At 69.9% G+C, this 15,273-nt stretch carries 8 protein-coding genes; 5 read left to right on the top strand and 3 right to left on the bottom strand.

Translation table 11 applies throughout. The features are described 5' to 3' along the window. Positions 1–60: 60 nt before the first annotated feature. Complete coding sequence (locus AC0T5L_RS09395; RefSeq protein WP_476165017.1) at positions 61–432, bottom strand: winged helix-turn-helix transcriptional regulator; 372 nt, start codon at positions 430–432, stop codon at positions 61–63. A gap of 107 nt (positions 433–539) precedes the next feature. Here AC0T5L_RS09395 and AC0T5L_RS09390 point away from each other — a divergent pair, with 107 nt between their 5' ends. Continuing rightward, a complete protein-coding gene (locus AC0T5L_RS09390) occupies positions 540–1,400 on the top strand; it encodes an SDR family oxidoreductase (RefSeq protein ID WP_476165016.1) in 861 nt (286 codons plus the stop codon). Positions 1,401–1,524: 124 nt separating this feature from the next. On the opposite strand, the gene AC0T5L_RS09385 is transcribed toward AC0T5L_RS09390, so the two are convergent. Continuing rightward, entirely contained in the window at positions 1,525–3,375 is a 1,851-nt protein-coding gene (locus tag AC0T5L_RS09385; protein ID WP_476165015.1) for a CPBP family glutamic-type intramembrane protease, read from the bottom strand. 73 nt (positions 3,376–3,448) lie between these two features. Here AC0T5L_RS09385 and AC0T5L_RS09380 point away from each other — a divergent pair, with 73 nt between their 5' ends. Both AC0T5L_RS09380 and AC0T5L_RS09375 read left to right on the top strand, forming a co-directional pair. Then, entirely contained in the window at positions 3,449–4,186 is a 738-nt protein-coding gene (locus AC0T5L_RS09380; protein WP_476165014.1) for a TetR/AcrR family transcriptional regulator, read from the top strand. Positions 4,187–4,209: 23 nt separating this feature from the next. After that, on the top strand, positions 4,210–4,557 hold the full coding sequence (locus tag AC0T5L_RS09375; RefSeq protein WP_476165013.1) for a GNAT family N-acetyltransferase: 348 nt from the start codon (positions 4,210–4,212) through the stop codon (positions 4,555–4,557). Positions 4,558–4,576: 19 nt separating this feature from the next. On the opposite strand, the gene AC0T5L_RS09370 is transcribed toward AC0T5L_RS09375, so the two are convergent. Beyond that, a complete protein-coding gene (locus AC0T5L_RS09370) occupies positions 4,577–5,497 on the bottom strand; it encodes a ketopantoate reductase family protein (RefSeq protein WP_476165012.1) in 921 nt (306 codons plus the stop codon). 898 nt (positions 5,498–6,395) lie between these two features. Here AC0T5L_RS09370 and AC0T5L_RS09365 point away from each other — a divergent pair. Together AC0T5L_RS09365 and AC0T5L_RS09360 are read left to right on the top strand one after the other, a co-directional pair. Continuing rightward, positions 6,396–13,466 carry an amino acid adenylation domain-containing protein gene (locus AC0T5L_RS09365; RefSeq protein WP_476165011.1) on the top strand — a complete coding sequence of 2,357 codons (7,071 nt, stop codon included), beginning with the start codon at positions 6,396–6,398 and terminating at the stop codon, positions 13,464–13,466. Next, positions 13,463–15,163: a thioester reductase domain-containing protein gene (locus AC0T5L_RS09360; protein WP_476165010.1), complete on the top strand. Its 1,701-nt coding sequence runs from the start codon at positions 13,463–13,465 to the stop codon at positions 15,161–15,163. The genes AC0T5L_RS09365 and AC0T5L_RS09360 overlap by 4 nt, the downstream gene beginning before the upstream one ends. Positions 15,164–15,273 lie beyond the last annotated feature (110 nt).

Genomic DNA, 15,273 nt, shown 5'->3' with positions numbered 1-15,273 from the left:
CGCTCGCGGAATCCATGGACTCCCCTCTCGTTGCCTGCGGTCGGTGACGCCGAAGCCCCCTCAGGGGAGTGGTTTCGTGTCTCCGGCGTGGTCCTGCGCCCATTCCACCAGCGGCACCAGCAGACCGGTGACCTGCCGCCCCTCCTCGGTGAGGCTGTAGACCACGTGCGGCGGGACGACCGGCCTGGCCTCGCGCAGGACCAGGCCGTCCTCCTCAAGGGTGCGCAGGGTCTGGGCGAGCATCTTCTCGCTGATCCCGCCGATCGTCCGCAGCAGTTCGCTCCAGCGCGACGGGCCCTCGGACAGGGAGATGAGGACGAGGACGCCCCACTTGCTGGTGATGTCGCCCAGCAGCCGGCGGGAGGGGCAGGCGGCGGAGAGCACCTGGCCCCCGACCGGGGAGGCGGGGGCGGACTCGGATGGGAAGGTCATGGGGCCAACTTACCAAAAGGTGGGTACACGACTTTTGGAATGTGCTGATGAGCGGGGAGGTTGCCACTCTCGCACGGCCGGAGAGACCGGCCGAAGGAAAGGAAGTCATGAGCAGCGTCGTCATCACCGGTGCCACCGGCCACCTCGGCCGCCTCGTCGTGGAGGACCTCCTGGCCAAGGGCCACCCCGCCGAGCGGATCACCGCCACCGGGCGCGACACCGACAGGCTGGCCGGTCTGGCCGACCGGGGCGTGCGTACCGCCCGCGCCGACTTCGGGGACCCCGCCTCGCTCAGGGACGCCTTCGAGGGCGCTGACACCCTCCTCCTGGTCTCCGGCAGTGAGGTCGGCAAGCGGGTGGACCAGCACCGCAACGCGATCGAGGCCGCGGGCAAGGCCGGGATCGGACACGTCGTCTACACCAGCGCGTCCAAGGCCACCGACACCACGCTGGTCCTGGCCCCCGAGCACAAGGCCACCGAGGAGATCCTCACCGCCTCCGGCCCGGCGTACACGATCCTGCGCAACGGCTGGTACAACGAGAACTTCGAGCAGCAGCTGAACCAGGCCCGTGAGACCGGCGCCTTCGTCGGCAGCGCGGGCGAGGGGCGGGTCGCCAGCGCTTCGCGCCAGGACTTCGCCGAGGCCGCCGCGGTCGTGCTACGCGACTCCGACGCGCACGCCGGCGCCGTCTACGAGCTCTCCGGCGACACGGCGTGGACCCACGCCGAACTCGCCGCGGCCCTGGGTGAGCTGCTCGGCCGCGAGGTCCTCTACCGCGACCTCACCACCGAGGAGCACGTGGCGGCCCTGACCGGTGCCGGGCTGGACGAGGACACCGCGCGCTTCGTGGCCGCCCTGGACGCCAACATCCGCGACGGCGAGCTGTCCATCGCCACCGGCGAGCTCTCCCGCCTGATCGGCCGTCCGACCACCCCGGTCGCCGAGACCCTGCGCCAGCTGGCCTGACACCGGACACGGGGCCGGGCCGGAGGCCGCCTCACGGGTGGAACCACCCGCCTCAAGGTGCCCAGGCGGTGTGGGCGGCCGCTGAGCCGCCCCGCCGCCCGGGCCCTGCCCCGGGCGGCGGTTCTCAGTCCTGGTCCGCGGGGTCGGCCGCGTAGCGGCGGGCCAGGGCGTGGAAGCCCTCCTTGGGCTCCCAGTGGCCGTCGTCGGGGGAGAGCCCCGATTCCAGGCTGGGAGGGCGCACGATCCCGAAGCTGGCCATGTCGCAGTCCCGGGTCGGGTCGGGGGAGTAGCGGCAGTCTCCCTCGACGAACATGCACAGGAACGCCCCGTGTACGTCCTCGGTCTCGTACACGTCGATCATCCGCTCGATCGTGTCGGCCTGGACGCCCTCGTCGCGGACCAGGTCGCCGCGCATCCGCCGGTCGTCGAGGTCCCGCCAGTCCAGGGGGTCGCCGCCCGAGCCGCCCAGGGCCTCGGCCCCCCGGTAGGAGCAGCAGCCGAACTCGGTGACCACCACCGGCTTGCCCAGCCGGCCGAGGGCGCGCAGTCCCTGCCGGTAGCTGCCCCGGGTGGTCTCGTCGAGGTAGTAGTCCACCCCGATGATGTCGAAGGGGGTCCAGTCCACCGCCTCCCAGACCCCCGACCCGTAGGTGAGGGGGCCGGAGAAGCTCTTCCGTGCGGTGGCGGCCAGTCGGCGCAGTAGCTTGTTGAGCCGCCGGTTGAGGTAGGGCGGAAACAGTCCGAACACGTACAGGGCGAGTAGACGATGACCCATGTGGCGCCCGGGGAGGATGCCGCGGTGGAGGACGCTCAGTTCACAGCCCACACAGAGAACGACGCGTCCGGGGTGCTCGCTGATGAGCCGCTCGGCCAGCTTGGCGGTCCGGCCCACGTGCTCGACGGTCTCGTCGTGCCCGGCGTCCATGGACCGGGGTTGCAGCCACACGTCCAGGCCCTGTTCCAGCGCGAAACGGGCGGCCTGTTCCATGCGGTCCAGATCGCGGCCGAACAGGGAGACGGTCGTGCAGTGCAGGTCCCCGTGAATGACGCGCATCTCCTCACGGACCGCGTCGGGGTTCCAACGCGCGCGTGAGTGCTGGCCGGGAACGTAGCTGGAGCCGGTGTCGTACAGGATGCCGCGGACGGGGATCCTCCCGCGGGGCAGGCTGTCCTGCTCGCCGGGGAACTGGACCAGACCGGGGCGCGCGGTGTACATGAAGCGGATCACGACGTAGACGGCCAGGCAGCTGCCGACGTCCAGCCCCAGGCCCCAGGCCTGCGCGTTCCCGGCGAAGGTGAGTCCGCTGCCGTGCAGCACGACGGCGGTGGCGGTCAGGGCCAGTCGCACGCCCGCGCCGGCCCAGATCCCGCCGGTGACCTGGCGCAGCAGTCCGAGGTAGAAGCCGAGGAGTACGAGGTCGGGCAGCTCCTCGGCGCCACCCGGCACGAGGGAGAGGGCACCGGCGTACAGGGCGGTCTGGGTCAGGAGCGTCGCGATCTGGGAAAGGTGGAACCCCAGCACGTACTGGACGCAGCCGCGAAAGACCAGTTCCTCCGGAAGGATCTGGGCGGTCAGTACCAGCGGGGCCAGGAGCAGGGCGGTCACCGCGGCCGGGGCCAGGGCGCGGGTGTCGAGGGTGGCTGACCCGGTGAGCAGGGCCGCGCCCACGATGAGGGCGCCCACGGCCAAGCAGGTCAGCGTCGCGGTGGCCAGGGGCTGCCAGGCCCGGCCGGGGGTACTCAGGCCGATCTCGGGCAGGGTGGTCCGAGCTGCGCGGCACAGGAACCAGACCAGCGGCGGCACCACCAGGAGGGCCGCGGCCGAGCGCACTGACAGTCCGAGGGGCTGGTCGGGTTCGGTGGGCAGGGCGCCGACCAGCGCGGTGGTGGCCGCACCGGCCAGGGAGAACACGGCGACCAGCAACCCGACCCGGACCAGGGGGCCGCGGGCTCGAGGCGGTTCGGGGCGGGACATGGGCCTCCTCAAAACTCCGTACGCTGTTCGACTAATGTAGAACGGTGTACGGAGTTTCGGCAACGGGGGTCGAGTGAGCACCACGCACAAGAGCATCGAGACCACCCTGGACCTGTTGTGGACCGGGCTCAGGCAGCCCAGACGCGGCCCCCGCCACCAGATGACCGTGGAGCGCGTGGTCGAGGCGGCCATGGCCGTCGCCGAGGCCGAGGGCGTCGAGGCGCTGTCCATGCGCAAGGTCGCCGTCCGCCTAGGGGTGGGAGCCGCCACCCTGTACACCTACGTGCCCGACAAGGCGACCCTGCTGGCGCTGATGAGCGACACGATGATCGCCCAGGCCCCACTGCCGCACACCCGTCCCGGCACTTGGCGGCAGAAGGTCGAGGGCTGGGTCCGGGAGGACATGGCCGCCTTCCGCGAGCACCCCTGGCTGCTCGAGATCACCTCCAGCCAGTTCGTGGGGCCCAACGGCTTCGCCTGGACCGACTCGGCCGTCCGGGTCTTCGACGGCACCGGCCTGAGTGCCGATGAGGCACTGGCCGTGGTGGAGGCGGTGGACGGTCTGGTCCACGGCCACGTCGTCCGGGTGGTGGCCGCCGACCGGGCCGAGCGCTGGACCGATCCTGACGGCCGATCCTGGGCCACCGTGCAGGAGTCCTACCTGGCCACCCGCAGGATCCAGGCGGGCCGCTTCCCCGCCGTCGAACGCCTGCGTTCGCCGCCCGCCCCGATGCGGGCCTTCGAACAGGCCCTGTCCTGGCTCCTGGACGGCGTGGAGCGGCAGATCGCCCAACGCTCCGCCCGGGACTGACCGGGGTTCCCTCGCCGCCCCTTGTGCCCGGCCGCGCACCGCACGTCGCCGTGGCGGCCGACGGCCGCCCGGTGGGGTTCATCGCCCTCGACGGCCACCACGTCGACATGCTGTTCGTCCATGACGACGTCCGGGGCCGGGGAGTGGGCAGGGACCTGATCGGCTGGGCCGCCGAACGGCACCCGGTTCTGACACTGGACGTCAACGGGCAGAACCCGGCCGCGCGAGGCTTCTACGCCAGACTGGGCTTCGAGGAGACCGGGCGTTCGCCGGTGGACGGGGAGGGGCGGCCGTTCCCACTCGTGCACATGCGCCGCGAGACCGTCCCGGCCCCGGGGGACGGCGGCGGGGCGGGGGCACGGGGGGCCTGACCGGCCCCGGGGAGGCCGTTCAGGTCCGTTGGGCGGAGTACACGCTCAGATGGGTGTACGCCAGGGAGAACAGCGGCGTGGGCACGCCCAGTTCGCGCCCGCGCGCGACCAGGTCGCCGATGATGTGGTCGGCCTCCACCGGATTGCCGTGGGTCAGGTCCCAGTACATGGAGGTCGTGGTCGTGGCCGTGGTGTCGGCGATGGTGGCGTTGGCCCGGTCACCGGCCTCCTGGCTGGGCGGGTGGCCCGAAGCGGTGGCCACGGCGATGGCCTCCTCGAACACCCCGGACGTGAACTCCCGTCCGCCCGGCGCGGTGTTGACGCGGCCGATGGGGCCGCGCATCAGGCAGGTGCACGCGCCCAGGCTCGCCAGGAACACCCACTTGTGCCACATCTCCTGGCGGATCTCGAAGGTGGGCGTGGCGGTGTGGGTTCCGGTGTCCAGCGCCGCGTGCACGTCGTCCAAGCCGATGACGGGCCGCTCGCTCAGAGGCCCGTAGATCAGCTGGCCCATCCTGCCGACTTCGACGATCTCGCCCCGCTCATCCAGACGGGTCATGACCATGGCGACCCCGCCGTAGACGCGGTCGGCGCCAAAGCGCTCGACCAGGGTGTCGATGTGCCGCATGCCGTTGAGGAGGGGCAGCACCACGGTCCGAGGCCCCACCGCCGGGGCCAGGTCCTTGAGCGCGGCGTCGAACCCGTAGGACTTCACGGACACGATCACCAGGTCGTATCCGGCCTCCAGCTGGTCGGCGGTGACGGCGGAGACCGGTACCGTCTCCACCCCGCCGTCCACGCCGTGGATGCTCAGGCCGTGCTCGCGCAGCAGTTCGGCGCGCGCTGGCCGGACGAGGAAGTCGACGTCCTGGCCCGCCTGCGCCAGGTGTGCGCCGAAATAGCCGCCGACCGCTCCGGCCCCCACGACAAGGATCTTCATGGCTCTCCAACCCGGTGGTTCACGAACACCGCAAAACGTATGGCCACGGGATGCCTGGTGGCAAGGCGTCCCCGGAACGGCCCGGACACGTGCGCCGCCCGGCTGATCGCCGACGGCCTCGAGGCCCGGTGGTCAGGGGCTCCTGCCCGTCCCGCTGGTATCGGAGCAGTGCGTCTTCTTCGACCGGTCGCGGGTCACGGCGAGCTTCGAACACAGCGGTCTTGTGGAATCGGCGTGTTTGATGGCCTGAACAGGGGCATGGCGGCCTCTGTCCCATATCCCGTGCGGAAGATGGCGTGTTCCGCGCATAGAAGTACACCAAGTGGTCACCCTGATGTTGTTGTCAGCGCGGGCGGGGCAACGATCTCGGACGCGTCCCGGCGGGTGCCCTATGGGGTCCTCGTCCGTACTCTGGGGCTGGGCGGTCCGTCCTGACTAGCGCAAACACCTCCACCTGCCGAGAATGCACCAATCCTGGTGCCGCCCCGGCACTGAAACTCCGTGAAGTACGCTGAAAAGCGCTGTCAATATCCTCTGACCTGCTGACAGCTTCTGTTGACTCTTTGAGCTGGCACGTTCAGAGAGGGGCGTTGGTATTTTTCCGGTGTCCGGATGTGGACACCGGGTTCCCTGTGGCTTTGGCCAGGGGGAATGAAAAACTCCCTCCCCTGGTATTTGCGAAGAGGAGGCCCGGGGCTTCACAGGCGTGTCCCCGGTGCCTAGCCTTGGTGCTGAGTAAAGCGCGGATTTCTCAACCCCTGTGTTTCAGGGGTCCTGATGTGCTGTGCGAAAAGTTCCGGACGACTCTGTTTCTTTTTCTGGCCCTAGTTTTGCTGTTGAGTCATAAGTCGGGAAGTTGTTCTTTATGGGGAATAATGTTGATCGCGGCTCTCTTTCGATGCTGTCCGCCCAAGGCGGTGTCTGGGCGGCTCAGGAGATCGAAGCGGAGGGATCTCGGTTCAACTGCGGGGGATACATCAGAATCCACGGGCCGATCGATCGCGAATACCTGAGCGAGGCCGTCCGGTGGGCTCTGGAGGAAGCCGAACCACTCCGTGTGAGGTTCGACGACGGTCGGCAGCGGGTCGAGGACGGTTCCGGCCTGGGGCTGGAGTACTTGGACGTCAGCGGAGACGAATCCCCCCGGGCCGGCGCTGAACAGTGGATGTCAGCCGACATGTCACGAGCAGTCAGCCTGGGGGGCGACAGCCGGCTCGTGCGTCATGTCCTGATCCGGGAGTCAGAATCCAGCCACATCCTCTATCTGCGCTATCACCACATCGTGATGGACGGGTTCGGTCAGAACCTGCACCTTCGCAGGATCGCCGACATCTACACGGCGCTCGCGGCCGGCGGGGAACCCAAGCAGGGACGCGGCGCCGGGCTCGCGGAGTTGGTCGCCGACGATCGCGCCTACCTTGAATCCGCCGGGCGAGGGGCGGACCGGGACTACTGGCTCGAACTCATGTCGGACCGGACGCCCCTGCCCACCCTGTCCCAGCGGTCGCGGGGAACCCGGAGCGGAGTGCTCCGGCGGGTGCGCCACCTGGAGAACGAGGAGAGCAGGGCGCTGCACGACCTCGCGTCGAAGTGCTCGTCCACACCCTCCGCCGTCCTGTTGGCCGTGGTGGGCGCCTACGCCTGCCGGATCACCACCCGCACGGAGACCGTCCTCAACCTCCCCGTCCCGGCCCGGGTGGGCAGGGCGGCGCGGTCCACGCCCTGCATGCTCGCCAACGAACTGCCGCTGCCCGTGGACGCACCGCGCGGGCACACGTTCGCGGACCTGGTGAAGGGGGTGACCGAACGGCTCAAGGAGGTGATGCGGCACCAGCGCTACCGGGGGGAGGACCTCCACGCGGATCTGGGCCTGGCCGGAAGCGGGCAGAGCGTTGCCGGTGTGACGGTCAACTGCATGAACCTGCAAGGAAAGCTCTCCTTCGGCGGGGTCCCCGCCACCGTGCACCACCTCTCGGCCGGGCCTGTCCGCGACCTTTCCCTGAACTTTCTCCTGGAGCAGGACGGCTCCGCCACGACCCTGGTCATGGACGCGGTGTCCGAGCGGTACTCGCCCGAGGAACTGGCGGCCCAGGAGGACCACCTGTTCGTCTTCCTCCGTCACTGTCTGACCGGGCCGGACCGGCCCTTGAGCTCCCTCCCGCTCATGGAGGCCGAGGACGAACGGGCGGTCCTGGAGGCCGGGCGCGGCCCTGAGCGCGACTACCCGCTTGGGCGGAGTCTCGGGGGACTCATCGAAGCCCAGGCCCGGCGCACCCCGAACGCGGTCGCCGCCCAGGTGGAGGGGGAGTCACTCACCTATGAGGAACTCCTCGACCGCGCCTGGCGGCTCGCTTCGCGTCTGCGGTCACGCGGAGCGGGGCCGGGGGCGATCGTTGGAGTATGCGACAAGCGCTCCTTGGACCTGATCGTCGAACTGCTGGCGGTCTTGCTGTCCGGTGCCGCCTACGTGCCGGTCGACCCGGACCTGCCGCCGTCCCGGGTGTCCTTCCTCGCCGAGGACGCTGGTGTGCACACCTTCCTGGGCAACTCCGGACTCCTCGGACGCTTTCCGTTCCTCGCGGACCGCTCCATCGCCGTTGACACGGTCCTTCCCGAACTGCCACGTGTGCCGCCCGGGACGTGTGAGGCGACCGCGGAGGACACGGCCTACGTCATCTACACCTCCGGCTCGACGGGCAAGCCCAAGGGGGTGGCCGTGCCGCACCGGGGGGTGGTCAACCGCCTGATGTGGATGCAGGAGGAATACGACCTGCGTCCCGAGGACACGGTTCTCCAAAAGACCCCGTTCACCTTCGACGTCTCCGTCTGGGAGTTCTTCTGGCCTCTGCTGGTCGGAGCCCGGCTGCACCTGGCGCCGCCTGACGCGCACCGCGATCCGCGGGCGATCGCCGATATCGTACGGCGGCACCGCGTCGACGTCCTGCACTTCGTTCCCTCCATGCTGGACCTGTTCCTGGCGGAACCCGCCGCTGCCGGCCTGGGATCCCTGCGGCACGTCATGGCCAGCGGTGAGGCGCTCTCAGCGGAGACGGTCGAGCGCTTCCACCGGCTCTACGGAGACTCCGACCCCCCGGTGAGGCTGCACAACCTGTACGGGCCCACCGAGGCCAGCGTCGATGTCACCCAGTGGGAGTGCGCACCCGAGGGGACGGGGACCCCGGTTCCGATCGGGAGGGCGGTACCCAACACCGTCCTCCACGTCTTGGACGCCTATGGCGCCCTCGTGCCCTTCGGAGCCCCGGGGGAACTCTGTATCGGCGGTGTCCAGGTCGCCACCGGATACCTGAACCGGGCCGGCCTCACCGAGCGTTCCTTCGTCGACAACCCCTTCGGTGCGGGCACGCTCTACCGCACCGGGGACGCGGCGACCCTGAGCCCGGACGGAATCCTGTACTTCCTCGGACGGCTCGATTCCCAGGTCAAGGTCCGAGGAATGCGCGTGGAACCGGGGGAGATCGAGTCGGTCCTGCTCGCACACCCCTCCGTCGCCCAGGCCGTCGTCCTGGCCCCGAAGGACGACGGGGGCGGGCACAGGCTGCTGGCGCATGTCGTCCCCTGGGACGGGCGGGAGCTCACGCGCGAGGACATACTGGCCCACGCGCGCGAGCACCTGCCTGAGCACATGGTTCCGGCCACGGTGGGAGTCGTCTCCGAGTTCCCGACCTTGACCAGCGGAAAGATCGACAGGGAGGAGCTGTCGTCCATATCCGCCGAGGTGACGGAACCGTCCGAGACCCTCACACGGCCGGAAGGGGACGTCGAACACCGGCTGCACGAGGTCTGGACCGACGTCCTCGGCCTGGGGGCCGTCGACGTCAACAGTTCGTTCTTCGCGCTGGGCGCCGACTCGATGCACTGCATCCGTGCCCGGTCCGCCCTGGAACAGCGCGGTCTGACATGCAGCGTCGCCGAGATCTTCGAAGCGCCCACGATCCGGTTGTTGGCCTCAGTCGTCAGGCCCAGAGAGGGCCTGTCAGGTACGGAGGGGGCCAAGCCCTTCGACCTCGTGTCTCCAGAGGACCGCGCCCTTCTCCCCGAGGGCGCGGTGGACGCCTATCCGCTGAGCCGGATGCAGTTCGGCATCCTCTACCACTCCGACGACGGCGAGAACACGTCGGTGTACCGCGTCGTGGCGAGCATCGAGGTGCCCCTGGCACTCGACGAGCACCTTCTGCGCGAGGTCCTCACCGCGACTGTGGACCAGCATCCCGCGCTGCGGACCTCCTTCCACCTCAGCGGCTTCAGCGAAGCGCTCCAAGTCGTCCACGGGGTGGTGGAGGTGCCGCTGGAGAGCAGGGACTCCCTGTCGGGCCGTGCTCGTGAGGAGCAGCAGGACCATCTGCGCCGCTGGGTGGAGTCCGCCAAGCACCAGGTCTTCGACCTGACCCGCGCTCCCCTTCTGCGTTTCACCGCCCACCGGCTCGGCCCGGACTCCTTCCAGCTCTCCGTAGTGGAACACCACGCGGTGCTCGACGGCTGGAGCGACGCCGGGATGATGAACGAGATCGTCGAGCGCTACCGGGCCCGGCTCTTCGGGGAGAACCTGCTCCTTCCGGCCGTCCCCTCCACCTACCGGGATTTCGTGGCGGCGGAGCGCCGAGCCGAGAACGATGAGTCCCACAGGGAGTTCTGGCGGGAGGAACTCTCCCAGGCCTCCCCCCGACAGCTGCCCCGTGCCACCGCGGGAGCGGGGCGCGGCGCCCCAGAGCACCGCCGCTACACCGTGCCTCTGGCGGACGCCGACACCGAGGAGCTCTTCGCCGGAGCCAGGAGAGCGGGAGTGCCGGTCAAAGCCCTGTGCGCGGCCGCGCACGTGGCGGTGGTGCGCTTCGTCCAAGCCAGTGAGGACGTGGTCACCGGCGTCGTGGCCAACGCCCGTCTGGAGGAGGCCGGAGGCGACGAGGCGATCGGTGTATTCCTCAACACCCTGCCCCTGAGCCTCCGGGCCGGTGGCATGTCCTGGCTGGACCTGGCCAAGGAGGTCCACGCATGGGAGCGCAGGACCTCGCCCCACCGCAGGTACCCGTATGCGAGGATCCGTGACGACCACGGCGACCTGGAGTTGGACTCCTATGTCAACTTCATGGACTTCCACCGGCAACTGGGATTCGACCCCGCCCGGGTGAACAGCCTGGGTGCGGCCGACACCAACTTTCCGCTCGCCGTCAACTTCCTGATCGACGCCGACCGGAAACGCCTCGACCTCTGGTTGGACTGCGACACCTCACAGCTCGACCAGGGCTTGTGCGGGCAGTTGGCGGTCTACTACGGCAACGCCGTACGCGCGCTCGTGTGGGACCCGGACGCGGACGTTCGCGACGTGTCGTTGAGCCCGGCCGAGGAGGTGGGCCGATTGCGGGAGTGGGGCACCTCAGCGGTCCCCTTCGACCAGGAGGCCACCGTGGGTTCGCTGATCGCCGAGCAGGCGGCCGAGACCCCCGACGCGGTTGCCGTCACGCACGCGGACCGGAAGCTCACCTACGCCGAGCTTGTGGAAGCGGCGGACGACGCCCTGGCCCGCCTGCGGGAGAACGGTGTTTCACCCGGAGGACGGGTCGGGCTGAACCTGGGCCGGGGGCTGGACCTGATGGTCCTTCTCGTCGCGGTGGCGCGCAGCGGCGCCGCCTACGTGCCCCTGGACCCGGATTTTCCCGCGGAGCGGCTACGCCACGTCGCGGAGGACGCCGGACTCGACTGCCTGGTCACCGACAGCGCCGACGGCGAGGGGCTGCCCGCGCGCACCGTGATCAGGTGGGAGGGCCTGGAGCAGCAGGCCCGGCGTGCCCAGTACGGGCACGTCGCCGGGTCGGCCGCGCCGACGGATCCCCTCTACGTTCTCTACACCTCTGGCTCGACCGGTGCACCCAAGGGGGCGCAGGTACGCCACCGCAATCTGGTCAACCTCTTCGCGGGCATGGACGAGCGGATCGGGATGGGACCCGGCGACGCCGTTCTCGCGTTGACGAGTATGTCCTTCGACATCTCCACCGTCGAACTGCTCTGGCCGCTCTGCCGGGGAGCGACGGTGGTCATGGCCGACTCCGGGCTGATCGGCCGCCTCGAACCCGGAGACGGCCCCGGCTCCTTCGCCGAGCTCTGCCTCCGCGAAGGGGTGACCCTGGTCCAGGCCACTCCGTCCTTCATGGCAGTGGTCGTCAGCAGGCCCGGCGCGCTGAACGCCATGCGGGGGGCCAGGGCGGTGCTCTTGGGCGGCGAGGTGTTTCCGCCGGGAACCGCCGCGCGGCTGGTGAGCGAGCTTCCAGGAACACGGATCATCAACGGGTACGGCCCGACCGAGGCCACCGTCTACTCGTCCATGCACGAGCTGGAGGGCCCTCCCGGACAGGAGGCCCTGCCCATCGGGCGGCCCGTGGCCAACACCCTGCTCCGTGTGCTCGCTGAAGACGGCCGCACCCCGCTCCCCCCAGGCGTCGAGGGAGAGCTGTGGATCGGTGGCGAAGGCGTGGTCGACGGTTACCTCAACCGTCCGGACCTGACCAAGGAACGGTTCGTGACCGCCCCCGACGGCGGTCGCTGGTATCGCACGGGTGACCGCTGCCGGTGGCGCGTCGACGGCCGGCTGGAGTTCCTCGGACGGGGGGACCGGCAAGTCAAGGTGGCCGGGCACCGAGTCGAGCTTGACGAGATCGAGAGCATCCTCTCCCTGCACCCCGACGTGTCCTCCGCGGCGGTGGCCGCTTTCCCCGGCCACGGGGAGTCCCCGGAGCTCGTGGCCTACGTCGCCCCTGCGCTGGAGAACACAGCGGAGGTCGAGCAGGCCCACATCGGGACCTGGAGCGAGGTGTGGGACCGGACCTACGACGGCTCCGCGGAGGAGGACCGAAAGGCCGTCCCCGGCCAGGAGGACTTCTCAGGGTGGCAGAGCAGCTATACGGGAGCCCCGATCCCCACGGCCGAGATGCGCGACTGGCTGGACCGAACGGTCGAACGCGTCAGTGGTCTGGGAACCGGGAGCATCGTGGACGTCGGGATGGGTGTCGGCCTGCTCATGGAGGACCTCCTGCCCCGCGTTTCGTCCTACCACGGGGTCGAGCCGTCGCGTGCGGCGCTCGAAACGGCGGCGAGGCGGGTCCCCGGGGACGGCCGCGCACGCGTGCGGCTCGATCAGGGGGACGCGGCCACGCTCGCCGAACTGGACTCCACCGGTTCCGGTGTCGTCGTGCTCAACTCGGTCATCCAGTACTTCCCCGGCCCCGAATACCTGTCACGGGTACTGGAGGATGCGGTTCGGGTCGCGGGACCCGGGGGCGCGGTCTTCATCGGAGACGTGCGTGATCTCCGCCTACTGGAGGCATTCCACGCCGACACGGCCATCCAGTCCTCGAATCCGCTCACACCAGGCGACCAGATCGCCGCCGCGGTCGCGCGCGCCTGCTCCGACGAGAGCGAACTGTGCGTGGACGCCCGGTTCTTCCGGCGGTTCGCTGAGACGTCTCCCCAGGTCGGGGGCGTCCTGGTCGAGCTCAAACGCGCTTCTCACCACACCGAGATGGCACGGTTCCGCTACGACGTGACCCTGTTGGGGCGCGACCGCGCCAGCGGTGGAGCGGCCACCGGAGCGGTGGTGCCTTGGCGCGAACTGGCGGCCCCCGAAGACGGGGCGCCCCTGGACAAGCTCCGGCTCCTGGTGGCGGATGCCTCCGCTGACCAGGCGGTCACCGTCACGGGGATACCCGACCGTCGCCTGGCCAGGCCCCGGGCCTCGGTGGCGGCTCTGAACGAGGGGCTGTCCGGCGTCGACGCATGGGAACTGCAAAGGCGTGTGTGGGGAGCTGACGGGGCCGAGACGGTCGACCCCGAACACGTGGCCCTGCTGGGGGAGGCCGTTGGACGGCGGACACACCTGGCCCCGGGAGGCGCGCCAGGCACGGGACGCTTCGACGCCGTGTTCGATGCGGTCGGTACGACCGGACAGGAAGGGCGATGACCGAGGTGGAACACCTGACCAACCAACCCCTGCCTTCGACGGCCATGAAGGAACTGCGGGGACGGCTGCGCGAGTTCGCCGGTTCCCGCCTGCCCGGCGCGGTGGTGCCCAAGGAGTTCGTCCTGCTCCACGAGCTGCCCAAGCTCCCGAACGGCAAGGTCGACCGTGACCGGCTGCCCGAGCCCCACCGCGAGGCGCACCGGGGCCGGTCCTACGTCGCGCCCCGAACCCTGGAGGAAGAACGCGTCGCGGCCGTGTGGTGCGACATCCTCGGCGTTCACCGGGTGGGAGCCTTCGACGACTTCTTCGACCTCGGCGGAGGTTCGTTGGCCGCGGCCCAGATGGCGGCCCGTCTTCGCTCGGACTCGGGGGCGTCAGTCAACGTCCGCCAGATCTTCGACAACCCGACGGTCGCACGGCTGGCGCTCATGCTGGGCTCGGAATCCGCGGTCGAGGAGGCGGGGCCGCGCCAGCACCCGCGCAGCATTCCCACCGAACAGCTCCTCGACGAGGCCCGACTGCCGGAGGACGTCGCCCCCGCGCCGGGTGTGCTCCCCCCGGCGCGGGCTCCCTACCGCGAGGTCTTGCTGACCGGTGCCACCGGGTACACGGGCGCCTTCCTCCTTCGTGAACTCATCGACCGCTCGCAAGCGCGCGTGCACGTCCTGGTCCGCGCCGCCGACGCCGCGGAGGCCCGGGAACGGGTCGTGGCATCGATGCGTCGGTACGGGGTCGCGCGAGAGGGGGACACAGAACGCATCTCCCTCGTCCTCGGTGATCTCGCCCGCCCATACCTCGCGCTGGACCGGGACGCCTACGAGGAGCTCAGCGCACGGGTGGAGATGATCATCCACAACGGTGCCTCGTCGAGTTACGCGCTGCCCTACCGGAGGCTGAAACCGGTGAACACACTGGGCACGCTGGAGGTGTTGCGCCTGGCCTGCCGGTACCGAGTCAAACCGGTGCACTACATCTCGTCGCTGGCCGTCTACCCCGGAGAGCGGGGGCACTCCCGCTGGGCCGAAGCCCCAGTGCCCGATCCCGAGGGAGTCGTCGGCGGTTACCGGCAGAGCAAGTGGGTCGGCGACTCCATGATGTCGCAGGCGGCCGAGCGCGCCGTCCCCACCTGCGTCTATCGCCCGGGGCTGATCGTCGGCAGCCAGAGCAACGGCGCCTGCTCGACTGACACGCTCCTGAACGCGGCGATCAAGGGATGCATCCAGCTCGGCGCGGCACTGGACTTCGACGCCACCTTGGAGCTCGTCCCCGCGGACTACTGCGCCGCCGCGGTCGCCCACATCGCGCTCGGGGGCGAGCACTCGGACACGATCTTCAACCTGCCGGGCGCCCGGAGCATTACCTGGAACGACTTCGTCGGGCTCGTCGCCGCCCACGGTTATCCCATCGAGAGCCTGCCCTACCCGGTCTGGTACCAGAGGCTACGCGAGGCCGTCGAGCGCGGGGAGGACAACGAGCTCGCCCGCTTCCTGCCACTCTTCGGCCAGCGGCTTCCAGCCGAGGACCTGGGTTACGAGGGAAGCAGGCCCCTCTTCGAGGCCGGTAACTTGCACGCCGCGCTTCGGGGGTCGGGGGTCGCCTGCGCCGAACTCGACGCGACGTTCGTCGGCCGGTTCCTGGACTGGTTCTCCGCGGAGGGCTACCTCCCAGAGCCCCCCGAACGCGGCCACGAAGGTTAGGTCGTGTTTTTTGCATCATTTCGGGCTCGCGTCCACCGGGCTGCCTCTCGCTACGCCTCTGCGCTCGTGAAGCACGACCGGGCTGAACTTCGCACATCGTCTTGCGAGAG

This window comes from Nocardiopsis sp. TRM 82005 (genome assembly GCF_056312425.1).
Note: the sequence above shows the minus strand (reverse complement) of the source record. Positions and strands in the feature narration are given on the sequence as shown.

What these genes read in the sequence shown, in the direction of transcription:
- AC0T5L_RS09395 (WP_476165017.1), bottom strand. Translation starts at nt 432, where the DNA reads ATGACCTTCCCATCCGAGTCCGCCCCCGCCTCCCCGGTCGGGGGCCAG.
- AC0T5L_RS09390 (WP_476165016.1), top strand. Translation starts at nt 540, where the DNA reads ATGAGCAGCGTCGTCATCACCGGTGCCACCGGCCACCTCGGCCGCCTC.
- AC0T5L_RS09385 (WP_476165015.1), bottom strand. Translation starts at nt 3,375, where the DNA reads ATGTCCCGCCCCGAACCGCCTCGAGCCCGCGGCCCCCTGGTCCGGGTC.
- AC0T5L_RS09370 (WP_476165012.1), bottom strand. Translation starts at nt 5,497, where the DNA reads ATGAAGATCCTTGTCGTGGGGGCCGGAGCGGTCGGCGGCTATTTCGGC.
- AC0T5L_RS09365 (WP_476165011.1), top strand. Translation starts at nt 6,396, where the DNA reads ATGCTGTCCGCCCAAGGCGGTGTCTGGGCGGCTCAGGAGATCGAAGCG.
- AC0T5L_RS09360 (WP_476165010.1), top strand. Translation starts at nt 13,463, where the DNA reads ATGACCGAGGTGGAACACCTGACCAACCAACCCCTGCCTTCGACGGCC.